Here is a 21,972-nt window from a genome sequence, read left to right on the forward strand (position 1 = left end):
GGTCGCGATGCGTGTACTCAGCGTGTGCGGTGTTTCGGCATGCGAACTCCCTTTCCCTGTCCGGCAACCCCTGATGTCCCGGGGGTGCGAGAGGAGTACCCATGTCGCTCGACGTCTCACCGGCCCTACTCGAACAGGCCGAGCGAGGCGAGGTCGACGAAGCAGAATTCGTCGACTGCGTCCGGACCTCCCTGCCTTACGCATGGGAGATGGTCAGCTCCCTGGTGGCCCAGCTGAAGGTGGACGGCGGAGACTTCGCCGACAACCAGACGCCCCCGCCGGACGAGCAGGCACGCGGGCAGTTGCTGCGCGCCCTCGCGAGCGACGCCATACGCGGCGCGCTTCAGCGGCACTTCGGTGTGCGGCTTGCCTTCCAGAACTGCCACCGGGTGGCGGTGTTCCCGTTGGAGCCGGCTGTCGACGAGAAGCTCGTCCGCTTCACCTCGGTCCGCAGTCAGGTGCTGAACCAGTCCCCGGAATTCCGGGACTGCTGACACGTGAGCCTGTTGCTTGCCGCTCCTGACGCGGGAGGTTCCATCAGAACGGGAGCGGCAAGCCTCGCGGCCGGCTGGGCTGTTCACCGGAGGTGGGGGAGCACCTCCGAGCCCAGCCGCCGTACGTTCTCCTCGGTGGCCGCCAGGTCGCCGGAACCCTCGACCAGCAGGGCGAAACGCGAGATACCGGTCCGCTCGCTGGTCGCCGCGAGGCGGTCGGCGCACAGCCGCGGGGTGCCCACCGGGTGCAGCCCGCAGAGCAGTTCGGTGTATGCCACCGGGTCCCGCATGGAGCGGGCCCGGCCGTCCACCGTGACGTGCGCGTCGAGCCCCTGCCTCAGCCAGCCCGGCATCGCCTTCACCAGAGTCTCCACCGCGTCCGTGCGCCGGTCCGCGATCTGGCAGACGCCCGCAGAGACATGCGCCGCGCCCCGGATCTCGTCCGCTGACCGCCCGGCCGCGCGTGCGTACTGCCGCCACGTGGCGACCATCTCGGCCTTCTCCTCGTCCCCCACGTGCATGCCCAGGAGCATCGGCAGCCCGCGCTCGGCGGCCAGCCGTACGCTCGCCGGCGAGGTGCACGCGACGACGACCTCCGGACCCGACACGTCCGTCAGCGCCTCCGACGGCCTGGGGACGACGGGGACTTCGCGGAAGCGGAACCGCTCGCCGTCGGCCCCCACCGAGGGCTCGCGCAGCCAGCGCACCAGCAGATCGAGTGATTCCGGGAACCCCTGCTCGTACGCCTCCAGGCCCGCGCCGAACACCTCCAGGTCGACCCACGGGCCGCCGCGCCCCACGCCCAGCGAGAAGCGGCCGCCGCTCGTCACATGCAACAGCGCGGCCTGCTCGCCCAGGGCGACGGGGTGGACGGTGGGCAGTACGCTGACGGCCGTGCCGACCCGGATGCGGCGGGTGCGGCCCAGGAGCAGGGCGGCGAGCGTGACCGCCGACGGACAGGTGCCGTACGGCACGAAGTGGTGCTCGGCCAGCCAGACCGAGTCGAGGCCCGCCTCCTCGGCCACCTCGGTCGAGCGGACCGCGCGGTGCAGCGCCTCGCCCTGACCCTGGCCGGGGAACTGGGCTCCCAACACGAAACTTCCAACGCGCATGGACTTTCCTGCTTCCTTGGCTCCGACACGGAGCTCCCCCACCCGGCATAACCGTCCGACACGTGCCGAGGACACGGCCTGGCGGAGAGATTTGCGGATTGTCTGGAGAATGGGACGCCGGAAGGGACGACTTGAGAGGACGGCTGCGCTACGGGTACCCGCGCGTACGCCGCGTAGGCTGGACGCCAATCCTGCTCCCTGTATAGCCCCGTGAGGTGTCCCGTGTCCCCGCGTCGCAACCGCCCCAAGGGTGAGGGGTCGCCCGGCCGGAGCGCCGAGGACGACCGCGCGAGCCGTTACGGAGGCTGGCAGTCCGGGGAGAGCTGGCAGGGTGAGCAGTGGAGCGTGCGGCACGTGGCCGGCGCGAGCGCCCAGGGCAAGGCGTACCGGTGCCCCGGCTGCGATCAGCTGATCCCCGACGGCGTGCCGCACGTCGTCGTCTGGCCCGAGCACGCGGGCGTCGACGACCGCCGGCACTGGCACAAGGCGTGCTGGAACGCGCGGGACCGCCGCACCCCAGGGGTGCGGCGGTCCCGTAACGCGCCGAAGTTCTAGCCGTCAGCCGTCAGCCGTCAGCCGTCAGCCGTCAGACGTCGCGCTTCTCCAGCAGGGCGAAGGCGCTGCCGAGCACGACCGCGGTCACGCCGAGCGCGATCCACAGCGGGTCCCAGCCGCTCGGCCCGCTGTCGCTGAGCGTGGACGAGTAGAACACGCTCATCTGGCTCGGGATCGAGTACTCGAACAGGGCCTGGCGCAGGCCCTCCAGCGAGGACGAGAACATGAAGATCGCGATGACCAGCGGGGCCAGCAGGACGCCGATCATGATGGTGATGGCGCCGGCCGAGTGCCGGATGATCGAGCCGACGGCCAGCGAGATCAGCCCGAGCAGCGCGAGGTAGAGGGAGACTCCGAAGGTGGCCTTGAGCCACTCCGAGCCGGTCGGCTGCCGGGCGTCGCCCAGCATCCCCACGTGCACCATGGCGACGAAGCCCGTGGACACGAGGGTGACGACGAACGCGACGGCGAAGAACACGACCGCCTTCGCGGCGAGCACCCGGCCGCGGGACGGGCAGGCCACCATCGTCGTCCGGATCATGCCGGTGCCGTACTCCGAGGCCGTGGTCAGCACGCCGAGCGTGATGATGCACATGCTGCCCAGGAGCACCCCGAAGAAGCCGAACGACAGCGCGGTGTCGCTCTCGAGGTCGCTCGGGGAGGCGTTCGCGGCGACGACGGCGCCGGCGAGCAGTCCGATGCCGACGACGAGCAGCACGAACACGCCCAGCGTCCACATCGTGGAGCGCACCGACCGGATCTTCGTCCACTCCGAGGTGACGGCGTGCCCGAGGTGCGTGCGCACGATCGGGATCGGCGAGGTGTAGGCGGGACCGGCCGCGGCGTACGCGGGGCCGGGCGCCCCCTGCCAGGCGTGCGGGGCCTGCGGCGACGGGTGCTGCGGGGTGCTCATCGGGCGTCCTCGGACTTGGTCGGGGCGGCGTCGGGGGCGGCGGCGGGCGCGGCCGGCGCCTTGTCGAGCGAGGCGGCCGGGGCCGGGGCGGGGGTGGCCGCCGGGGCCTGACCCGCCGGGGCGGCCGGCTGGGCCGGGGCCTGTGCGGGCGCCTGCGCGTACGGGTTGGCCACGTTCGGGCCGGGGGCCGTGCCGGGCGCCCCGGGGGCGCCGTACGCCCCGTAGGAGGCCGCCGGAGGCGCCTGGGCGGGCTGCGCGGGTGCGTATCCGGAGTGCTGCGGGGGCGGTGGGGCGTACCAGCCCGGCTGGCCCTGGCCCGGCACCGGCATGGGCATCGGCGGCTGCGCGCCGGGCGGCAACTGCTGTTGGAGGCCGGCCTTCTGATCGATGGTGGACCGGTAGTCGACGGCGCCCTGCGTCATCCGCATGTACGCCTCCTCCAGCGAGGCCTGGTGCGGCGAGAGCTCCCACAGACGTACGTCGGTGTCGTGGGCGATGTCGCTGATGCGCGGCAGCGGCAGCCCGGTCACCCGCAGCGCGCCGTCCTGCTCGGGCAGCACATGGCCGCCCGCCTCGGTGAGCGCCGAGGCCAGCTTCTCGCGCAGCTGGGGGTCGGTGTGCGGGGTGCGGACCCGGGCGAAGTCGGCGGAGTTGGCCGAGATGAAGTCCTTGACGCTCATGTCGGAGAGCAGCTGTCCCCGCCCGATCACGATCAGGTGATCGGCGGTCACCGCCATCTCGCTCATGAGATGGGAGGAGACGAACACCGTGCGTCCCTCGGCGGCCAGCGACTTCATCAGGTTGCGCACCCAGAGGATGCCCTCGGGGTCGAGGCCGTTGACCGGCTCGTCGAAGAGCAGCACCTGGGGGTCGCCGAGCAGCGCGGCCGCGATGCCGAGCCGCTGGCCCATGCCCAGGGAGAAGCCCTTGGAGCGCTTGCGCGCCACGTCCTGGAGGCCGACCACGCCGAGCACCTCGTCGACCCGCCGGGCCGGGATGCCGGACAGCTGGGCCAGGCTCAGCAGGTGGTTGCGGGCGTGCCGGCCGCCGTGCACGGCCTTGGCGTCCAGCAGGGCACCCACCTGGCGGGCGGCGTTGGGCAGCCTCCGGTACGGGTAGCCGCCGATCGTCACCGTCCCGGAGGTCGGGTTGTCCAGGCCCAGGATCATCCGCATGGTCGTCGACTTGCCCGAGCCGTTGGGCCCGAGGAAGCCGGTGACGGCGCCGGGCCGTACCTGGAAGGAAAGGTTGTACACAGCGGTCTTGTCGCCGTAGCGCTTGGTCAGGCCGACTGCTTCGATCATGCTCCGCACCCATCGAAAGGTTCAGGACAGCAGGGCACACGCCCCCGTAAGGGTTAGGAGGATATCGGGGCGCTGACGGTTCCGCTCAAATCAAAGCAAAGCCCAAAGCGTTACGCGTCGCGTTTCTTCAGCAGGAGGTAGCCGCCGGCGAGCGCGGCGAGCGCCCACAGCGCCATGATGCCGAACCCGCCCCAGGGCCCGTACGGGGTGTCGTCGTCGATCGGCGTGACCACCCGCATGATCTTGCTGCCGGCCTGGTCGGGCAGATACCGGCCGATCTTCTTCGTCGCGGAGACGTTGCCGAGGATGTTGGAGATCAGGAAGAAGAACGGCATCAGGATGCCGAGCGACAGCATCGGCGAGCGCAGCATCGTGGCCACGCCCATCGAGAACACCGCGATGAGCGTCATGTACAGACCGCCGCCGATGACCGCCCGCAGGACACCGTCGTCCCCGATCGACGCCCGGTGGGAGCCGAGCATGGCCTGCCCGAGGAAGAACGTGACGAAGCTGGTCGCCAGCCCCACGACCAGCGCGAGCCCGGTGGCCACCGCGATCTTGCTGAACAGGAAGGCGCCGCGCTGCGGCACGGCGGCCAGCGAGGTACGGATCATGCCGGTGCTGTACTCGTTCGACACGACCAGCACCCCGAACACGATCATCGCCAGCTGGCCCAGACTCATCCCGGCGAAGCTGATGAAGGTGGGGTCGAAGGAGAGCCGGTCGTCGCGGCTCATGTTGTCGAAGTCGTCGCCCGAGAACGCGGAGATCAGCATGCCGAGGGCGATGGTGACCACCACCGCCAGCGAGAGCGTCCACACGGTGGAGGCCACCGACCGGATCTTGGTCCATTCGGACCGGATGACCTGGGTCGCCGCCATCATCAGCTCCTCGTCCAGTCGTCGCCCCACTGAGGTCCGGGCTGCTCGAGCTGCTCGGGCGGTCCGGGGGGCGTGTCCGTGTGCGCGTGGTACTCCACCGACTCCGCGGTGAGCTGCATGAACGCCTCCTCCAGGGAGGCGCGCTGGGGGCTCAGCTCGTGCAGCACGATCTGGTGCTGCGCGGCCAGTTCCCCGATGTGCTCGGACTTGCCGCCGTCGACCTCCAGCACGCCGCTGCCGGTCTCGACGACCAGGATCCCGGCGCCGTGCAGCACATCGAGCAGCCGCTCCCGCTGGGGGGTGCGGATGCGGACGTACGAGCGCGAGTTCTGCGCGATGAAGTCGGCCATCGAGGTGTCGGCGAGCAGCCTGCCCTGCCCGATGACCACGAGGTGATCGGCGGTCAGCGCCATCTCGCTCATGAGGTGGGAGGAGACGAACACGGTCCGCCCCTGCGCGGCGAGGGACTTCATCAGATTGCGGATCCAGTGGATGCCCTCCGGGTCCAGGCCGTTGACCGGCTCGTCGAACATCAGGATCCGGGGGTCGCCGAGGAGCGCGCCCGCGATGCCCAGCCGCTGCCCCATGCCCAGCGAGAACCCCTTGGCCTTCTTCCCCGCCACGGAGGTGAGGCCGACGGTGTCCAGCACCTCGTGCACCCGGCTCCTCGGGATGCCGTTGCTCTGCGCCAGGCACAGCAGATGGTTGAAGGCGCTGCGGCCGCCGTGCATGGCCTTGGCGTCCAGCAGGGCGCCGATGTACGTGAGAGGGTCCTTCAGCCGGTCGTAGTGCTGCCCGTCGATCCGCACGTCCCCGGCGGTCGGCCGGTCGAGGCCCAGCAGCATCCGCATGGTGGTGGACTTGCCGGCGCCGTTCGGGCCGAGGAAGCCCGTGACGATGCCCGGTCTGACGGTGAAGGTGAGGTTGTTCACCGCGACCTTCTCGCCGTATCGCTTCGTCAGGCCCGACAGCTCGATCATGCGGCCACGCTAAAGCGCGACAAAGCCCTCTGCCACCGGAGTGGCGGAGGGCTTCGCGATGTTCGGTCGCCGTACCGGTGGGCGTTACCGGGACTGCTGCGCCGGGACCCCGCGGGAGATCGGCTCGTCGTCGGTGGACGGCGTGCCGGCCGCGGCCACCGCGGCGCCGGTCAGCGTGGCGAGCATCTCGCGGACGTTCGTCAGCTGGGCGTTGATCGAGTCGCGGCGGTTGGTGAGGGCCGCCAGCTCGCGCTCGGACTCGGAACGGATGCGGTCCGCCTTGGCATTGGCGTCGGCCACGATGTCCTCGGCCTGGCGCTGCGCCGTCTCGACGGTCTGACGGGCCCGGCGCTCGGCGTCGGTGCGCAGCTTCTCGGCCTCGAGGCGCAGCTGCTCCGCGCGGTGCTCGATCTCCGCGAGACGCTTCTCCGCCTTCTGCTGACGGGACGCCAGGTCGCGCTCCGACTGCTCGCGGCGCTTGGCGAGGTTGGTCTCGAAGTCGGCGGCGGCCTGCGCGGCCTTGGCGCGGGTCTCCTCGAAGAGGGCGTCCGCCTCCTCACGCTTCGACTGCGCGTCCTTCTGCGCCTCGGAACGCAGCTGCGACGCGTCGCTCTTGGCCTTCTCGACGATCCGGACGCCCTCGTCCTCGGACTTGGCCTTGCGCTCCGCAGCGAACGATTCTGCGTCGTTGCGCACCTGCTGGGCCGCCGACTCGGCGAGCTCACGGTGCTGCTCGGCCGCGCGACGGGCCTCCTCGCGCAGGTCCTTGGCCTCTTCCTCGGCGAGGCGGAGGATCTTCTCGACACGCGCGCCGAGACCGGCGTACGACGGCTCCGCGTCGCTTACCTGAGCCTGGGCGTTCTGCGTCTCGAGGTGGAGCTCCTCGATGCGCTTTTCCAGAGCAGTGATACGGGCCAGAGCGCTGTCACGGTCGGAGACGAGCTTCGAGATGCGTTCGTCCACCTGAGCGCGGTCGTACCCACGCCGCACAAGCTCGAAGCCGTAGGGGGAAGTGTCGCTCATGGGGTTCCTGTCGAATGAGACCGGTGAGGTGATAGGGGGAATCCTAGGGGCCTGAACGGTGTGTCATCGAGCGTATACGTGTTTGATCTGGAGAATGACACCCCTTTTGGGTGGCTGAGCGGCAGAGCGCTTGCCAAAGGTGCGGTCAAAGGCCTCAGACTTTAACGCAATTCACACATTCCGCTAGCCGTCCGACGCCTTCCCACCCGATCGGGGCGCCCCGATGACGGCACCCGCCTTGACGCCCCCGTCCTTGCCGCCGGTCGGCACCTCGAAGGACTCCAAGGCCTCCAGCACGTCCTGGACGCGGGAGATCTCGGCGTTGATGTCCTCACGCCGGCGCACCAGGACCTCCAGCTCGCGCTTGCCCTCCTCGACCGTGCGGCGTGCCTCGCGGATCGCCTCGGCCTTGAGCTCCTCGGCCTCGCGCACGAGCGTCGCCTTCTTCTGCTCGGCCTCCTTGAGCAGGCCCTCGGCCTTCTTCACGGCGGCGATGCGGACCTTGCCCGCCTCGGAGTTGGCGTCCGACACCAGCTCCTTCGCCTTCGCCTGCGCCTTGGCGAGCTGCTCCTCGGACGCCTTGATGAGCGCGTCGCAGCGGTCGCCGGTCGACTTCATCGTCTCGGCGGCCTCGCGGCGGGCCCGCTCGTGCAGCCCCTCGATCTCGCTCGTGATGCGGTCGCGCAGCTCCTCCGCCCGCTCCCTTATCGCGGTCGCGTCCCGGCGGGCGCCGACCAGCAGTTCGTCGGCGTCCGTACGGGCCTTCTCCACTCGGGAGTTGCCCTCGACCGTCGCCTCGGACACCAGCCGCTCGGCCTCGTTGCGGGCCGCGCCGACCATCGAGTCGGCCTGCGCCTCCGCGTCCGCCGTGACCTGCTGCGCCTGCTGCTGCGCCTCCGTGAGGAGCTTGTCCGCCTCGGCCGCGGTCTCCGTGATGAGCGTGTCGACCTGCTCGGCCGCCTCGGAGCGCCGCTTGTTGGCCTCCTTGCGGGCCTCGTCCAGCGTCGAGTCGGCCTCCTCGCGGGCGACGCTCATCAGACGGTCGGCCTCCGCGGCCGCCTCCCTCCTGACGCGCTCGGACTCGCTGCGGATCCGCTCGGCGTGCTGCTGAGCGGAACCGACCGTCTCGGCGGCCTCGGCGCGCAGCCGCTCCGCGTCCCCGGCGGCGTCCGCGATGAGCTTCTCCGCCTTGGCGACGGACTCGGCCCGCAGCCGGTCGGCCTCCGCGATCGTCTCGGACTGGAGGCGCTCGGCCTCCGCGATGGTCTCCGTCTGGAGCCGCTCCGCCTCGTTGCGGGCCTCGGTGATGAGGGTGTCCGCCTGCGTCGCCGCGTCCGAGCGGATGCGGTTGGCGTCGTCCCGGGCGTCCGCCCGGGTGCGCGAGGCGTCCTGGTCGGCCTGGGCGATGGCGTCCGAGGCCTCGGTGCGGACCCGCTGGGCGTGCGCGGACGCCTCCGAGCGCAGCCGCTCCGCCTCCGCGATCGCCTCGCCGACGGTCTGCTCGGCCAGCGCCTGCGCGGCCTCCGAGGCCTCGCTCGCCTCGCGCCGGACCCGGTTCGCGTCCTCGGCCGCCCGCTCCTGCACCGCGTAGGCGTCGGAGCGGACCCGGTCCGCCTCCTCCTCGGCCTCGCGCCGGGTACGTTCCGCCGCGTGCTCGGCGGCGGAACGCAGCCCGTTGATCTCGTCCTGCGCCTGCTCGTGCAGCCCGGCGACGGACTCCCGCACCTGCTGCGCGTGCTGCTCGGCCGCCGACACCATCTCGCCTGCGCGCCGGTCGGCCTCCTCGACCAGCCGGACGGCCTCGGTCTGCGCCTCCTCCACGCGCTTGCGCGCCGAGGCCAGCAGTTCCTCGCTCTGCCGACGGACCTGCTCGCGCTCCTGGTCGGCCTCCTGGCGGGCGGAACCGAGGAGCTCCTCGGCCTCGCGGCGGCGCCGCAGCGCCTCCTCCTGGGCGGCGGCCAGCGTCTCGGACGCCTCGGTGGCCAGCCGCTCGGCGGCGGCCTGCGCCTCCGCGCGCACCCGGTCGGCGGTGTCCTGCGCCTCCGACTTCAGCCGCTCCGCCTCGGCGGCGGCCTCGGAACGCAGCCGTACGGCGACGGCCTCGCCCTCGGCGCGCGAGGCGGACGCGTCGGCGGCGGCCTCGTCGCGCAGCCGGTCCGCCTCCGCGGCGGCCTGCTGCTGGAGCGTGCGGATGCGCTCCGCAGCCTCCGAGCGCAGCCGGTCGGTCTCCTCGCCGGCCTCGCGGCGGATCCGCGCGGCCTCCTCCCGGGCGTCGGTCAGCGCCTGCTCGGCGGAGGCGAGCCGGGACTCCGCCTCGGTGTGCAGCCGGGTCAGCTCCTCGGCCGCCTCGGCCTGCCGGGACTCGATCCCGCGTTCGGTCTCCTCGCGCAGCTCGCGCGCGGCCTCCTCGGCGTTCGAGGTGATGGTCTCGGCCAGCTCCACCGCCTCGTCGCGCTGGCGCTCGGCCTCCGCGCGGGTGCGCTCCAGGGTCTCCTCGGCCTGCCGGCGCAGCGTGGTGGCGCGCTCGATGGCCTCGGTACGCACCTTCTCGCTGTCCGAGGTGGCCTTCTGGCGCAGCTCGTCCGCGTCGGCCTTCGCCTTGGAGAGCAGTTCCTCGGCGGTCCTGGCCGCCTCCTCGATCTGCTGGACGGCCTCCCTGCGGGCCTCCGCGCGGATCTTCTCGCCCTCGGCGACCGCGTCGGCGCGCAGCTGCTCGGCCTCGCCGCGCAGCCGCCGGGCCTCCTCCTGGAGCTCGACCGTCTTGGCGCGGTACTCCTTGGTGTCGTCCTTCGCCGAGCCCTTGAGCTGTTCGGCGATGTCGTGCGCCTCGGCACGCAGCCGGTCAGCCTCGGTCTCCGCCTCGCGGCGGATCCGCTCGGCCTCCTCGGCGGCGGCCTTGGTGGTGTTCTGCGCGTCCTCCTGCGCCTTGTTCAGGACGTCCTCGGCGGTCTTCGCCGCCTTCGACAGCTGGGTCGCGCTCTCCTCGGCGGTGAGCGTGCGGGCCTTCTCGGCGGCCTCCGCGACGATCTTCTCGGCCTCGGCACGGGCGTCGGCGACGGCCTGCTCGGCGTCCGCCTTGGTGGCCTCGGCCTCCTTGGTGGCCTCGCTGACCAGCCGGGCGACCTGCTCCTTCGCCGTACGGGTGCGCTGCTCCTTGGCCGCCTCGGCGCCGGCGAGCGCCTTCTCGGCGGCGGCCTTCGCCTCCGCGAGCACCTTGTCGGCCTCGGCCTGCGCCTTGCGCAGCGCCTCTTCGGCCTCCGACATGCGCTGCTCGGCGGCGCGGCTGAGCTCCCCGGCCTGCCGGCGGGCCGCGTCGGACTCCGTGGCGGTGGAGGTGCGCAGCTGCTCGGCGTGGTCGCTGGCCTCCTGGGCCTGGCTGGAGGCGGCGTTCAGCAGCCGTTCGGCGTCCGTGCGGGCCCGCAGCAGCAGCTGCTCGGCCTCGGCGCGGGTGGCCTCGGCGTCGGCCTGAAGCCGCTGGCGGGCCTCCGCGGCCACCCGTTCGGCCTCGGCGCGGGCGGCCGCCAGAGCCTGCTCGGCCTCGGCCCGCGACTCGTCGAGCAGCCGGCGCGCCTGAGCCTCGGTGCGGGCCCGCAGCTGCTCGGCCCACGCCACGTTCTCGTTGACGTGCGACTCGACGTTCTGCCGGCGTTCCGCCAGCTCCTGGTCGAGCTGCTGGCGGCGGGCCACCGCCTCCTGGTGCAGCTCCGCCTGGAGCCGGGCCGCCTGTTCGGCGTGCTCCTGGAGGATTCGCTGCGTCTGCGCCCGGGCCTGGCTCAGCTCCCGTTCGGCGTCCTGCCGCAACTGGTCGGCCTGCATCTGCGCGTTACGCAGCATCTGCTCGGCCTGGTACCCGATATCGCCGCCGTCGAAGGCGGGCCGGGACATGATGGTGCGCCGCGCCTCGTGCAACTTGGCGCGCAGCACCTCGACCTGGTAGCCGAGGTCCTCGGCATGCTGGATCGCCTTTTCCCGCTCGGTCTTCAGCCGCTTCATCTCGGCTTCGAACCGAGTCAGGTGGTCGACGTCAGCCGCCGGTTCCCGCTCCTGGCTCTCGTAGCCCCGCACTGCGCGGTCCCATCCGTCCCTGGTCGCAAGCTTCCCGAACGAGCTCCGTCCATCCGCCGGACGGGGCTCCCGGGGAATGGTGTCAGATCAACGACGGAGCATGGGCTGCTGCCCCGACGCTCGTCCCCCGAAACCCGGACCCCGGCTGCGTCCCGCCGCCGTACGGCAGGACCGGGTCGCCCCGGTGTGAGCGGCGACCGCCCCCAACCCTACCGGCCCATATGTACGAGGGTCAGTGCTCAGGTGACTCAACAGGCGCCGAAGTGACCAGTTCTGTCAGTACTCCATGGCAATCCTTTGGGTGCAGGAAGGTGATTCGTGACCCCATGGAGCCGCCTCGCGGCTCTTCGTACAGAACGCGTACGCCCTTGGAGCGGATGTCCGTGGCCTCCTGGTCGACGTCTGCCGTACCGAAAGCGATGTGGTGGACGCCCTCGCCGTTCTTGTCGAGCCACTTGGCGACGGTGGAATCCGGCCGGGTCGGCTCCAGGAGCTGGAGGTACGAGGCGCCGCCGTCGGACGTATCGTTGATCTTGAGCATGGCCTCGCGCACGCCCTGCTCCTCGTTGACCTCGGCGTGGAACACCTCGAAGCCGTACGTGGAACGGTAGAACTCGACGGTTGCGTCGAGGTCGTGGCAGGCGATCCCGATGTGGTCGATTCGCGTCAGCATGTTGTTAGTGGAGCGCGGCCGTCATGGTTACGCAACGTGCGCGCGATCACACTGACGGCCCGATGACGGCACGGAGTGCCACTCAGTACATTCGAAGTAAACCCTCGTTCACTCCTCGGCCCGTGCAGGCCGGTAAGGGGAATCGCAGCTCATGACTGACTCGACTGGTTCCAACGGCACGACCTCGGTGATCGTCGCGGGCGCACGGACGCCCATGGGACGACTGCTGGGCTCCCTGAAGTCCTTCTCCGGAGCCGACCTCGGCGGCTTCGCGATCAAGGCCGCCCTCGACCGTGCGGGGATCGGTGGCGACCAGGTGCAGTACGTGATCATGGGGCAGGTGCTCCAGGCCGGGGCAGGGCAGATCCCGGCCCGTCAGGCCGCGGTCAAGGCCGGCATCCCCATGAACGTCCCGGCGCTCACGATCAACAAGGTGTGTCTGTCCGGACTCGACGCGATCGCGCTGGCCGACCAGCTGATCCGCGCGGGTGAGTTCGACATCGTGGTGGCCGGCGGCCAGGAGTCCATGACCAACGCCCCGCACCTGCTGCCGAAGTCCCGCGAGGGCTTCAAGTACGGCGCGATCGAGATGCTCGACGCGATGGCGTACGACGGTCTGACCGACGCCTTCGAGAACATCGCCATGGGCGAGTCCACGGAGAAGCACAACAAGCGGCTCGGGATCGCGCGTCCCGAGCAGGACGAGATCGCCGCGCTGAGCCATCAGAGGGCCGCCGCCGCGCAGAAGAACGGCATCTTCGAGGCGGAGATCACCCCGGTCGAGATCCCGCAGCGCAAGGGTGAGCCGGTCGTCTTCAGCAAGGACGAGGGCATCCGCGCCGACACCACCGCGGAGTCCCTGGGCAAGCTCCGTCCGGCGTTCACCAAGGACGGCACGATCACCGCGGGCACCTCCTCGCAGATCTCCGACGGCGCGGCGGCCGTGGTCGTGATGAGCAAGGCCAAGGCCGAGCAGCTGGGCCTGTCGTGGATCGCCGAGATCGGCGCCCACGGCAACGTGGCCGGGCCGGACAACTCGCTCCAGTCCCAGCCCTCCAACGCCATCCTGCACGCCCTGAAGAAGGACGGCCTGGAGGTCTCCGACCTCGACCTGGTCGAGATCAACGAGGCCTTCGCCGCCGTCGCGGTGCAGTCAATGAAGGACCTCGGCGTCTCCACGGAAAAGGTGAACGTCAACGGCGGTGCGATCGCCCTGGGCCACCCGATCGGCATGTCCGGCGCCCGCCTCGTCCTGCACCTGGCCCTGGAGCTCAAGCGCCGGGGCGGCGGTGTCGGCGCGGCCGCGCTGTGCGGCGGCGGCGGTCAGGGCGACGCGCTGATCGTGCGGGTACCCAAGGCCTGAACCCCTCGCGCCTCGTGCATGTCTCACCCCGAACGGATCTGAACGGAGCTGTGATGCAGGACGTCTCCTCGCTGGTCGCCCAGGCCAGAGAAGGCCGGCCGCGGGCCGTGGCCCGGCTGATCTCCCTGGTGGAGGGGGCGTCCCCGCAGCTCAGGGAGGTCATGGAGGCGCTGGCCCCGCTCACGGGCAACGCGTATGTGGTGGGCCTGACCGGTTCACCGGGCGTGGGCAAGTCCACGTCCACGTCCGCGCTGGTCACCGCCTACCGCAAGCAGGGCCGGCGGGTCGGGGTGCTGGCGGTCGACCCGTCCTCGCCGTTCTCCGGCGGGGCCCTGCTCGGCGACCGCGTCCGGATGTCGGAGCACGCCTCCGACCCCGGCGTCTACATCCGCTCGATGGCCACCCGCGGCCACCTGGGCGGTCTCGCCTGGTCGGCCCCGCAGGCGATCCGGGTGCTGGACGCGGCCGGCTGCGACGTGATCCTGGTCGAGACGGTCGGCGTCGGTCAGTCGGAGGTCGAGATCGCGTCGCAGGCGGACACCAGTGTCGTCCTGCTGGCGCCGGGCATGGGCGACGGCATCCAGGCCGCCAAGGCCGGGATCCTGGAGATCGGTGACGTCTACGTCGTCAACAAGGCCGACCGGGACGGCGCCGACGCCACCGCCCGTGAGCTGAACCACATGCTCGGCCTCGGCGAGGCACGCGGCCCCGGGGACTGGCGCCCGCCGATCGTGAAGACCGTCGCCGCCCGTGCCGAGGGCGTCGACGAGGTCGTCGAGGCGCTGGAGAAGCACCGGGCGTGGATGGAGGAGCACGGCGTCCTCGCGGAGCGGCGCCGCTCCCGCGCGGCCCGCGAGGTCGAGACGATCGCCGTCACGGCCCTGCGTGAACGCATCGGGGACCTGCACGGCGACCGCCGGCTGAGCACGCTCGCCGAGCGCATCGTCGCCGGCGAACTGGACCCCTACCGGGCGGCGGACGAACTGGTGGCGGGGCTCACCCAGGGCTGACGCGCGGCCGACGCGGAGAAGGCGGGGCGCCGGCCCGGCGGTCACCGGCGTGCGTCGCGCGACGCGGCCGGGCACCGCACCCCTCGCAACCGGCGTGCGTTGCGCGGCCGGGCAACGCACCCGCCGCTCGCAAGCGGCGTGCGTTCGCCGAGCCGGCGTCGCGTGAGCCCGACGGTGAGGGCGACGGCGACACCGGCAGCGCCCGCACGATCGGGGCCTGCACGGCCACCTCGGCGGGGGCAGCCGTCCGGCCGTGCACTCCGTTCGGTGCGGGCAGCCGTCCTGCCGCACGCCCCGCTCGGTGCGTGACCCCCGTCCGACCCCGGGACGCGCCGACGAGCTGTCCACCGAAAATCCCCTCGTCGGCCCCGTGTCCGTGCTGATACGGTCACCAGCGTGTTCCTCCTCTTGGCCTAGGGCCCGCCTCGGCCCGCGATCGGTGAGCGGCGTCCGGCCGCCCCGCTCGCGGCGATCAGGCGTCCCCTTTTTCTCCCGCCATGAGTCGAGGAACTCCTCATGTCCGCTTCGTCTGCCGTGCGGCCTTCGTATGCCGTCGTCCTGCGCGTTCCACACGCCCGCCGTACCTTCGCCGCCGCCCTGACCGGACGGCTGTCCTACGGGATCGTCCCGCTGTCCCTGATGCTCGCCGTGACCCGCTCCTCGGGCTCGTACGCGGTGGCGGGCGTCGTGATGGCCCTGTTCGGGGCGACCACCGTCTTCCTGTCGCCCGCCAGGGCGGCCCTCATCGACCGGCACGGGCCACGCCGGGCGCTCGCACCGATGACCGCCGCCTACCTCGCGGTGCTCGTCCTGCTGACCCTGGTCCTGACGCGCCCGGCCGGCGCCCCGGCTCCCGTGCTGGGCGCCCTCGCGGCCACCGCGGGCGCCTGTGTGCCACCACTGGGACCCACCATGCGGGCGGTGTGGGGCAGGCTCGCCCCGGACCGGGCCCTGCTGCAACGCGCGTACAGCCTCGACGGGGTCGCCGAGGAACTCCTCTTCGTCGTCGGGCCGTTGCTGGTCGGCGTCCTCGTCGGCCTCGCCCCGCCGGCCGCGGGGATCGTCGTGGGGGCGGCCCTGATGGCCGCGGGCACGGCCGGGTTCCTGTCGTCGCCGGCCGTGCGGACGGTGGGGCCGGGGAAGGCCACCGTGCGGCGGGACGGCGGCGGTCTGCGCGGTCTCGGGCGGCCGGTGGTCGCCATCGCGGGCGTGGGGCTGGCCCTCGGCGTGGTCGATCTGCTGGTCGTGGCGTTCGCCGAGCACCACGGACACGGGACGGGTGGGGCGAGCGCCGCCTGGGTGCTGGCCGCGCTGTCCGCCGGCAGCGCCGTCGGGGGGCTGCTCAACGGGGCCGTCTCCTGGCGGGCCTCGACCGGGGCGCGGCTGCCGCTGCTCACGGCGGGGCTCGGGCTGACACTGTGCGGTGCGGGACTCGCGCCCGGGCTCGGCACGCTCGCCGTCGCCGTCGCGGCCGCCGGGTTCTTCGTGTCGCCGACGATCACCACGGCCTATCTCATGGCCGACGAGATCGCCGCGCCCCAGGCCCGGGTGCGGGCCGGGGCATGGGTCAACACGGCCGTCAACGCGGGCAGCACGGCCGGTACGGCGGTCGCCGGCGCGCTGGCCGGGCGGCTGCCGGTGGCGGTGTGCTTCGCGCTGACCGGAGCGGTGGTCCTGCTGACGGCGGCGGCCGTCGCCGGGCGCGCCCGGAGGGGCACGAGCGATCTCGTGCCCCTCGCCTGACGCTCTCGCCTGACGCTCGGACGCGGGGTCAGTCGTCGAGTTCCTGGGTGACCTCGCCCGTGCGCACGTCGACCTGCCACTCGCCGGACCGGGCGGTGTCCACGCTCCAGACCGTGGCGCGCTCGTCGTCGTCCAGGTCGACGTCGGTCACCTCGCCCTTGGCGGCGACGGCCAGCGCGGCCTCGTGGGCGTCGACGCTCGCGCCCTTCAGCGCGGCGAGGTCCTCGCGGGCGTCGTCGGCGTCGTCACGCTTGTCGTCGGCGCGGTCGGCGTCGTCATCGGCGTCGGCGTCGGCGTCGTCATCGGTGTCCCGTTGGACGTGGACGGCCTTGCCGGTGTCGGGGGAGACGGTGACGGTCCGCTCGACGCCGTCGGCCCCGACGACGTCCACCTGCCAGGTGCCCGCGTCGGCTCCGTCGTCCTCCCGGTCCGCGCCGACGGCGGTGCCCGGCGTGTGCTTCAGGGCGGCCGTGATCACCTCGGCGGCGGTGGCCTTCGAGGACTTCGCCGTGCTCTCCTCGGCCCGGTCGGCGGCCACCGGCTGGGCGGCCCGCACCTCGGCCGAGCCGGTTCGCGCCTCGTCGTCGGCGAAGGCGACCGCCGTACCCCCGCCGATCACGACGGACGCGGCGACGGCTGCGATGACGAGCTTGCGCTTCATGATGGTTCCTCCTGGATGCTTTGGTTTCGGCCTGCTTCGGCTTCGACGACAACCAAGCTGCCCGAACGCACCTGAAGGCACGCTGAAGCAACCTGAAGATCACTTCAGGATCGGTTTGGGACCCTGGTGCCATGCGGCTGTTGATCGTGGAGGACGAGAAGCGACTGGCCCGGTCGCTTGCGGGCGGCCTGACCGCCGAGGGCTATGCCGTGGACGTGGTCCACGACGGGATCGAGGGACTGCACCGGGCGAGCGAGGCGCCGTACGACCTGATCGTCCTCGACGTCATGCTGCCCGGCATGAACGGCTACCGGGTCTGCTCCACCCTGCGCGCAGCCGGCAACGACGTCCCGATCCTCATGCTCACCGCCAAGGACGGCGAGTACGACGAGGCGGAGGGCCTGGACACCGGCGCGGACGACTACCTCACCAAGCCGTTCTCGTACGTCGTCCTCGTCGCCCGCGTCAAGGCGCTGCTGCGCCGGCGCGGACAGGGCGCCGGGGCCGCTGCGGTGCACGTCCTGGGTGATCTCAGGGTCGACACCGCCGCGCGGCGCGTCTTCCTGCGCCAGGACGGCGGCACCGAGGCCGAAGCCGCCCTCACGGCCAAGGAGTTCGCCGTCCTGGAGCAACTGGTCGTGCGGGCCGGCGAGGTGGTGTCCAAGACCGAGATCCTCGACCACGTCTGGGACTTCGCCTACGACGGCGACCCCAACATCGTCGAGGTGTACGTCAGCGCGCTGCGCCGCAAGCTGGGCGCGGGGCTCATCCGGACGGTGCGCGGCGCCGGCTACCGGCTGGAGCGGCCGGAGGCGGCGCGATGAGCCGACGGTCCGGCTCCCGGTTCGGGTCCGTGCGGGCCCGGGCGACGCTCGGCGCCACGCTCGTGGTCGCCGTGGCGCTCCTCGCGGCGGGGACGGCCGTGCTGCTGTCCCTGCGGTCCAGTCTGACCGGCCAGGCCGGCGGACAGGCGGAGCGCTCCGCGCGGACCGTCGCCGCCCAACTGGCCCTCGGCACGCCGTACGACATGCTCTCCTCGCTGGACGACGACGACCGGGTCGTCCAGGTCGTCGACGCGAACGGCGGGCAGACCGCCGCCACCGAGGACCTGGAGCGGATCAGCGGCGCCGGCACGAGCGCGGTGCGGGCGGAGGAGGACGCCGGGGAGGACGCGGGAGACGACGGCGGCGTGGGCGGGGTGACCGGGGCGAACGGCGAGAGCGGCGGCTTCGACGACGACTCCTCCCCCGACTCGCTCGACCCCGGTGAGGTCGGTGACGACACCCGCTTCAGTGCGGGTTCCGCCACCGTCGACGGCGACACGGCCGACTACCGTTTCGCCGCCGTGGACGTCCGGGACCCGAACAAGGGACGGCTCACCGTGTACGCGGGTGCGTCCCTGGCGGCTGAACAGAGCGCGGTGCGGACCGCCCTCACCGTCATGCTGATCGGCCTTCCCCTGCTGCTCGCCGTGGTCGCCGCAGTGACCTGGCTGGTCACCCGGCGGGCGCTGCGTCCGGTCGAGGGCATCCGGCGGGAGATGGCCGCGATCACCGCCGCCGCCGATCTGACCCGCCGGGTGCCCGAGCCGGACACCCATGACGAGGTCGCCCGGCTGGCCCGCACGACGAACGAGACGCTGGCCGCGCTGGAGACCTCGGTGGAACGCCAGCGCCGGTTCGTCGCCGACGCCTCGCACGAGCTGCGCAGCCCCATCGCCTCGCTGCGCACCCAGCTCGAAGTGGGCGTCGCGCACCCGGCGCTGCTGGATGTGCCGGGCGCGGTCGAGGACACCGTACGGCTCCAGCGGCTGGCCGCCGACCTGCTGCTGCTCGCTCGGCTGGACGCGGGGGAGGGGCCGGTGGCCGGCGCGCGGGTGGATCTGGCGGCGCTGGTCCGGGAGGAGGCGGCCGGGCGGCCGGGCGTGGTCGTGCGGGCGAAACCCGCGGAGCCGGAGCCCGTGGAACCGGAGCCCGTGGAGCCGGAGCCCGTGGAGGTGGCCGGATCGCGGGGGCAGCTGGGGCGGGTGCTGGCCAACTTGCTCGACAACGCGCACCGGCACGCCCGTTCGGCCGTCACCGTGACCGTGCGCAGGGCCGGCGGGCAGGCCCTCGTCGAGGTCGCCGACGACGGGGAAGGCGTGCCCGAGGCGGACCGGGAGCGGATCTTCGAGCGGTTCGTACGGCTCGACGACGCCCGCGGCCGTGACGACGGCGGGGCGGGCCTCGGCCTGGCGATCGCCCGCGACGTGGCCGTCCGGCACGGTGGCACGCTCACGGTCCGGGAGACGCCGGCAGGCGGAGCCCTGTTCGAGCTCCGCCTGCCGATCGCCCGGACCGATCGCCCGGACCACCCCGTCTAGCGGGAGTCCCTCACGGGCGTCCCCGCTGCCCGCGGAGGTGTTCCGCGACGGGCTTCAGGGCCTTGGACAGTTCCGTAGTGGCCTCGGGGGAGAGGAGGTCGACGAAGTGCCGCCGCACGGATTCCACGTGATGAGGGGCGACCTTCTGCATCGTCTCCATGCCGTGCTCGGTCAGGACCGCGTACAGGCCGCGCCGGTCGGACTCGCAATTCTCACGGCGCACCAGGTTGGCGCTCTCCATACGGGTGATCTGGTGCGAGAGACGGCTCTTGGACTGGAGGGTGGCGGACGCGAGGTCGCTCATCCGCATCCGGACGCCCTCCGACTCGGAGAGATTCACCAGGATCTCGTAGTCGTTCATGGTCAGGCCGAACGGTTGGAGATCCTTTTCGAGCTGGTACGTCAACAGCCTGTTGACCTCCAGGTGGGTGCGCCAGGCGCACTGCTCCGCATCGGTCAGCCAGCGCGTGGCCGTTTCGGTCTCCATAATTGAAGTCTACCTAAAATGTTGAAAGGCGAACTAGTGAGGGCGGTGTGACGGTGCGCATGCGTTCGATGTCACACTCCGCAGACTACCGCTCACAGCCCGAAGCGACGCTGGAGGTCCCCCAGCTGTCCGGGAAGGCGCGGTGCGCCGGTTTGCCCTCCGTGGCCACCGTGCCCACCAGGTCCGGCGCCGCCGCCGGGCACTCCCGGCTCGTGCGGAACCGCCCCCGTCGCCTGCTCGGCCATGAGCAGCTCGGTCGACTGGAGCAGCACCGTCCCGGCCCCCACGAACTCGAACTGGTGCTCCTCCCCGGAAGCCCCTCCGAGCCCTGTCAGCGCACGTAGACCGCCCATCAGCCCGGTCATGTACCCATGGTCGTAGTGATGGCACGGGGAGGGGCAGTCGGCCCAGCCGACGAGCGCCTGCGGGTCGACCCGGATCGGGGGTTCCATGAACACCACCGGGCCGTTAGATGCCGCGACGAACTTGCCGGTTCCGATCAGCGTGAGAAATCCCGGCACGATCGACTGCTTGAGCGACAGAGTTGGCTGAAAAGCGAGCAGATTGCCCGAGCGAATGGTCAGGTTGCCGTCGTCCAGGTCGTACGAATTCACGTCGAAGGCCCGGTCGGCGAGGAGCATCTTGCCCGAACCCTCCGCCACGACCCAGTCGCTTGCGTGCAGTGGCGAATGGAACGAAGTCCGCACCAGGCGGTCCAGACGGCCGTGTCCGATGCCGTTGAAGTCGATCGACCCGTAGTAGGCGATCATCTTCCCCTTCTGGAGGAACCACTGGCTCCCCTTGAGCTCCACGCAGAAGGTGTAGCTGTTCACGTTGTCGTCGACCGGCAAGGTCATCGGGTCGTGCACCGCCGGGCCGCCGCCCGGAGCCCCGTACATGCTCACAGCTTCTCCTCCGACGCCTGGACGAACACCGCACCGCTGCCGCTCAGCTCCAGCTGGAACGCCTCGCCGGAGCCCCGCCCCACCATGTCCCGCCAGCCCAGCGCCGTCGACAGCTTGTTGCGGACATCGCCGTGGTGGGCGACATAGGCCTGGGGGTCGACATGGACCGGGCGCTGGGGGGTGATCGGGACCTCGAAGACCCCGCCGTGGGCCATCACGGCGACGGCTCCGTGCCCCTTCAGGGTGGTGGTGAACAGACCCTGCCCGCTGACCTGGCCGCGGACCATGCCCATGACCCCGCCCTGCGAGCCCAGGAACATCGTGCCCTGCTGGAGGGTGCCCTCGAAGGCGAGCAGGCGGTCCGCCTCGACGTACAGGGTGTCGCCGGTGAGCCGGATGACCTGGACGTGGTGGCCGCCGTGACCGAAGAGGACCGTGCCGCTGCCCTCGACGGTCATCAGGGGGGTGTCCTCGTTGGCGAGCCGCCGCCCGATCATGGACATCACCCCGCCCTGCCCGCCCTGGACGTTGGGGGTGAAGGCCACCTCGCCGCGGTAGGCGAGCATGGCGCCGCGCTGGCTGAAGAGCCGCTGGCCGGGGACGACGGTCGCCTCGACCATCTTGGAGTTGATCTCGCGGAAGGTCATCTCACACATCCCCCGCGATCGTGTTGCGCTCGCTCGGCTGGACGTACACCAGGCCGTCCCCCTCGAACCGGATCTGGAAGGCCTCGCCGCCGCCCTCGCCCATGAACGTGCGGAAGGTCACACCGGACTGGAAGGTCTGCCGGACGTTGCCCTGGTGCGCGACATAGGCGCCGGGGTCGACCGTCAGCGGGTACTGCGGACTGACGCGCAGCACCACGGCCGGCCCGTCCGAGGTGATGGCCGCCTGGCCGGTGCCCTCGACGGTCGTCGTGAACAGTCCGTTGCCCTGGGTCGCGCCGCGCAGTCCGGTGAAGCTCGTCCCGGTCCTGAGGCCTGCGTCGGTCGCGAGCAGGTTGCTCGACTCGACGTAGAGCTTGTCCCCGTGGAGCTGGACGAGGTTGATCTCGGAGGCGCGATCGGCCAGCCAGCAGGTGCCCTGCCCCCTCACCTCCATCATGGTCATCTGCTCGCCGGTGAGCCTGCGGGTGACCATCCCCCGGATGCCCTCACCGCCGCCGCTGAGCTTCTTGAACGCCATCTGCCCGTCGTACGCGACCATCGAGCCGTTCTTGGCCTTCACGGCGTCCCCGGTCACGTCGACGGCCAGCACCTTGCTGCCTTGAAGTCGAAACATCGCCACGCCGTGAAGGTATCCGCCGGACGGGTGTGCCGAACAGCACCCGGGGGTGGAGAACGACCCTGAACGCACCCTTAGGTGGACCGTTTGCCACAATGGACGAACGCTTGTGCGTGCATTCACAAACCGCCTGTTCGTCGCCGTACCTCCCCCGAAG

The 21,972-nt window shown here is 71.7% G+C and carries 20 protein-coding genes; 7 read left to right on the forward strand and 13 right to left on the reverse strand.

All coding sequences use genetic code 11. The features are described 5' to 3' along the window. Nucleotides 1-101: 101 nt before the first annotated feature. Nucleotides 102-494: an SCO5389 family protein gene (locus QF030_RS28505; protein WP_307165450.1), complete on the forward strand. Its 393-nt coding sequence runs from the start codon at nt 102-104 to the stop codon at nt 492-494. Between the two features lie 83 nt (nt 495-577). Here QF030_RS28505 and QF030_RS28510 read toward each other — a convergent pair whose 3' ends face one another. Continuing rightward, nucleotides 578-1,606 carry an LLM class flavin-dependent oxidoreductase gene (locus QF030_RS28510; RefSeq protein ID WP_307165451.1) on the reverse strand — a complete coding sequence of 343 codons (1,029 nt, stop codon included), beginning with the start codon at nt 1,604-1,606 and terminating at the stop codon, nt 578-580. Nucleotides 1,607-1,828: 222 nt separating this feature from the next. On the opposite strand from QF030_RS28510, the gene QF030_RS28515 reads away from it, so the two are divergent. After that, nucleotides 1,829-2,161 carry an ATP/GTP-binding protein gene (locus QF030_RS28515; RefSeq protein WP_307165452.1) on the forward strand — a complete coding sequence of 111 codons (333 nt, stop codon included), beginning with the start codon at nt 1,829-1,831 and terminating at the stop codon, nt 2,159-2,161. A 31-nt stretch (nt 2,162-2,192) separates the two neighbouring features. On the opposite strand, the gene QF030_RS28520 is transcribed toward QF030_RS28515, so the two are convergent. The 7 genes from QF030_RS28520 to mce form a co-directional block, all read right to left on the reverse strand. Next, nucleotides 2,193-3,074, reverse strand: coding sequence for an ABC transporter permease subunit (locus QF030_RS28520; RefSeq protein ID WP_307165453.1), 882 nt, complete (start codon nt 3,072-3,074; stop codon nt 2,193-2,195). Further along, the gene (locus QF030_RS28525; RefSeq protein ID WP_307165454.1) at nt 3,071-4,378 is read right to left on the reverse strand and encodes an ABC transporter ATP-binding protein; all 1,308 of its coding nucleotides are present in this window, start codon (nt 4,376-4,378) and stop codon (nt 3,071-3,073) included. Before QF030_RS28525 ends, QF030_RS28520 begins: the two co-directional genes overlap by 4 nt. Before the next feature lie 110 nt (nt 4,379-4,488). Further along, on the reverse strand, nt 4,489-5,259 hold the full coding sequence (locus QF030_RS28530) for an ABC transporter permease (protein ID WP_307167723.1): 771 nt from the start codon (nt 5,257-5,259) through the stop codon (nt 4,489-4,491). A gap of 2 nt (nt 5,260-5,261) precedes the next feature. Next, nucleotides 5,262-6,239, reverse strand: a complete 978-nt coding sequence (locus QF030_RS28535; RefSeq protein ID WP_307165455.1) for an ABC transporter ATP-binding protein — start codon at nt 6,237-6,239, stop codon at nt 5,262-5,264. 84 nt (nt 6,240-6,323) lie between these two features. Next, a complete protein-coding gene (locus tag QF030_RS28540) occupies nt 6,324-7,262 on the reverse strand; it encodes a cellulose-binding protein (protein ID WP_020131158.1) in 939 nt (312 codons plus the stop codon). A gap of 183 nt (nt 7,263-7,445) precedes the next feature. Beyond that, nucleotides 7,446-11,327, reverse strand: a complete 3,882-nt coding sequence (scy, locus tag QF030_RS28545; RefSeq protein ID WP_307165456.1) for a polarized growth protein Scy — start codon at nt 11,325-11,327, stop codon at nt 7,446-7,448. A gap of 232 nt (nt 11,328-11,559) precedes the next feature. Further along, complete coding sequence (mce, locus tag QF030_RS28550) at nt 11,560-12,000, reverse strand: methylmalonyl-CoA epimerase (RefSeq protein WP_307165457.1); 441 nt, start codon at nt 11,998-12,000, stop codon at nt 11,560-11,562. Between the two features lie 151 nt (nt 12,001-12,151). Here mce and QF030_RS28555 point away from each other — a divergent pair, with 151 nt between their 5' ends. The 3 genes from QF030_RS28555 to QF030_RS28565 all read left to right on the forward strand — a co-directional run bounded on the left by QF030_RS28555 (nt 12,152) and on the right by QF030_RS28565 (nt 16,116). Then, nucleotides 12,152-13,363: an acetyl-CoA C-acetyltransferase gene (locus QF030_RS28555; protein WP_307165458.1), complete on the forward strand. Its 1,212-nt coding sequence runs from the start codon at nt 12,152-12,154 to the stop codon at nt 13,361-13,363. A 53-nt stretch (nt 13,364-13,416) separates the two neighbouring features. Then, on the forward strand, nt 13,417-14,373 hold the full coding sequence (gene meaB, locus QF030_RS28560) for a methylmalonyl Co-A mutase-associated GTPase MeaB (protein ID WP_307165459.1): 957 nt from the start codon (nt 13,417-13,419) through the stop codon (nt 14,371-14,373). Nucleotides 14,374-14,889: 516 nt separating this feature from the next. Beyond that, a complete protein-coding gene (locus tag QF030_RS28565) occupies nt 14,890-16,116 on the forward strand; it encodes an MFS transporter (RefSeq protein WP_307165460.1) in 1,227 nt (408 codons plus the stop codon). Nucleotides 16,117-16,144: 28 nt separating this feature from the next. On the opposite strand, the gene QF030_RS28570 is transcribed toward QF030_RS28565, so the two are convergent. Beyond that, nucleotides 16,145-16,777: a PepSY domain-containing protein gene (locus tag QF030_RS28570; RefSeq protein WP_307165461.1), complete on the reverse strand. Its 633-nt coding sequence runs from the start codon at nt 16,775-16,777 to the stop codon at nt 16,145-16,147. A gap of 131 nt (nt 16,778-16,908) precedes the next feature. Here QF030_RS28570 and QF030_RS28575 point away from each other — a divergent pair, with 131 nt between their 5' ends. Both QF030_RS28575 and QF030_RS28580 read left to right on the forward strand, forming a co-directional pair. Continuing rightward, nucleotides 16,909-17,601 (forward strand): response regulator transcription factor, encoded by a 693-nt coding sequence (locus QF030_RS28575; RefSeq protein WP_307165462.1) that lies wholly within the window; start codon nt 16,909-16,911, stop codon nt 17,599-17,601. Further along, nucleotides 17,598-19,139, forward strand: a complete 1,542-nt coding sequence (locus QF030_RS28580) for a sensor histidine kinase (RefSeq protein WP_307165463.1) — start codon at nt 17,598-17,600, stop codon at nt 19,137-19,139. Before QF030_RS28575 ends, QF030_RS28580 begins: the two co-directional genes overlap by 4 nt. A 10-nt stretch (nt 19,140-19,149) precedes the next feature. Here the strand turns inward: QF030_RS28580 and QF030_RS28585 are convergent, their stop codons facing one another. The 4 genes from QF030_RS28585 to QF030_RS28600 all read right to left on the reverse strand — a co-directional run bounded on the left by QF030_RS28585 (nt 19,150) and on the right by QF030_RS28600 (nt 21,812). Then, the gene (locus QF030_RS28585; RefSeq protein ID WP_307165464.1) at nt 19,150-19,626 is read right to left on the reverse strand and encodes a MarR family winged helix-turn-helix transcriptional regulator; all 477 of its coding nucleotides are present in this window, start codon (nt 19,624-19,626) and stop codon (nt 19,150-19,152) included. 92 nt (nt 19,627-19,718) lie between these two features. After that, nucleotides 19,719-20,525, reverse strand: coding sequence for an AIM24 family protein (locus tag QF030_RS28590; protein ID WP_307167724.1), 807 nt, complete (start codon nt 20,523-20,525; stop codon nt 19,719-19,721). Between the two features lie 2 nt (nt 20,526-20,527). Continuing rightward, nucleotides 20,528-21,178 (reverse strand): AIM24 family protein, encoded by a 651-nt coding sequence (locus tag QF030_RS28595; protein WP_054239883.1) that lies wholly within the window; start codon nt 21,176-21,178, stop codon nt 20,528-20,530. 1 nt (nt 21,179) lies between these two features. Further along, nucleotides 21,180-21,812, reverse strand: a complete 633-nt coding sequence (locus QF030_RS28600) for an AIM24 family protein (protein ID WP_307167725.1) — start codon at nt 21,810-21,812, stop codon at nt 21,180-21,182. Nucleotides 21,813-21,972: the final 160 nt, after the last annotated feature.

This window comes from Streptomyces rishiriensis, assembly GCF_030815485.1.
In the GTDB taxonomy this organism is placed as follows: Bacteria; Actinomycetota; Actinomycetes; order Streptomycetales; family Streptomycetaceae; genus Streptomyces; species Streptomyces rishiriensis_A.

What these genes read in the sequence shown, in the direction of transcription:
- QF030_RS28530 (WP_307167723.1), bottom strand. Translation starts at nt 5,259, where the DNA reads ATGGCGGCGACCCAGGTCATCCGGTCCGAATGGACCAAGATCCGGTCG.
- QF030_RS28555 (WP_307165458.1), top strand. Translation starts at nt 12,152, where the DNA reads ATGACTGACTCGACTGGTTCCAACGGCACGACCTCGGTGATCGTCGCG.
- QF030_RS28580 (WP_307165463.1), top strand. Translation starts at nt 17,598, where the DNA reads ATGAGCCGACGGTCCGGCTCCCGGTTCGGGTCCGTGCGGGCCCGGGCG.
- QF030_RS28590 (WP_307167724.1), bottom strand. Translation starts at nt 20,525, where the DNA reads ATGTACGGGGCTCCGGGCGGCGGCCCGGCGGTGCACGACCCGATGACC.
- QF030_RS28575 (WP_307165462.1), top strand. Translation starts at nt 16,909, where the DNA reads ATGCGGCTGTTGATCGTGGAGGACGAGAAGCGACTGGCCCGGTCGCTT.
- QF030_RS28505 (WP_307165450.1), top strand. Translation starts at nt 102, where the DNA reads ATGTCGCTCGACGTCTCACCGGCCCTACTCGAACAGGCCGAGCGAGGC.
- QF030_RS28565 (WP_307165460.1), top strand. Translation starts at nt 14,890, where the DNA reads ATGTCCGCTTCGTCTGCCGTGCGGCCTTCGTATGCCGTCGTCCTGCGC.
- QF030_RS28595 (WP_054239883.1), bottom strand. Translation starts at nt 21,178, where the DNA reads ATGACCTTCCGCGAGATCAACTCCAAGATGGTCGAGGCGACCGTCGTC.
- QF030_RS28510 (WP_307165451.1), bottom strand. Translation starts at nt 1,606, where the DNA reads ATGCGCGTTGGAAGTTTCGTGTTGGGAGCCCAGTTCCCCGGCCAGGGT.
- QF030_RS28540 (WP_020131158.1), bottom strand. Translation starts at nt 7,262, where the DNA reads ATGAGCGACACTTCCCCCTACGGCTTCGAGCTTGTGCGGCGTGGGTAC.
- meaB (WP_307165459.1), top strand. Translation starts at nt 13,417, where the DNA reads ATGCAGGACGTCTCCTCGCTGGTCGCCCAGGCCAGAGAAGGCCGGCCG.
- QF030_RS28525 (WP_307165454.1), bottom strand. Translation starts at nt 4,378, where the DNA reads ATGATCGAAGCAGTCGGCCTGACCAAGCGCTACGGCGACAAGACCGCT.
- QF030_RS28520 (WP_307165453.1), bottom strand. Translation starts at nt 3,074, where the DNA reads ATGAGCACCCCGCAGCACCCGTCGCCGCAGGCCCCGCACGCCTGGCAG.
- QF030_RS28585 (WP_307165464.1), bottom strand. Translation starts at nt 19,626, where the DNA reads ATGGAGACCGAAACGGCCACGCGCTGGCTGACCGATGCGGAGCAGTGC.
- QF030_RS28535 (WP_307165455.1), bottom strand. Translation starts at nt 6,239, where the DNA reads ATGATCGAGCTGTCGGGCCTGACGAAGCGATACGGCGAGAAGGTCGCG.
- QF030_RS28600 (WP_307167725.1), bottom strand. Translation starts at nt 21,812, where the DNA reads ATGTTTCGACTTCAAGGCAGCAAGGTGCTGGCCGTCGACGTGACCGGG.
- mce (WP_307165457.1), bottom strand. Translation starts at nt 12,000, where the DNA reads ATGCTGACGCGAATCGACCACATCGGGATCGCCTGCCACGACCTCGAC.
- QF030_RS28570 (WP_307165461.1), bottom strand. Translation starts at nt 16,777, where the DNA reads ATGAAGCGCAAGCTCGTCATCGCAGCCGTCGCCGCGTCCGTCGTGATC.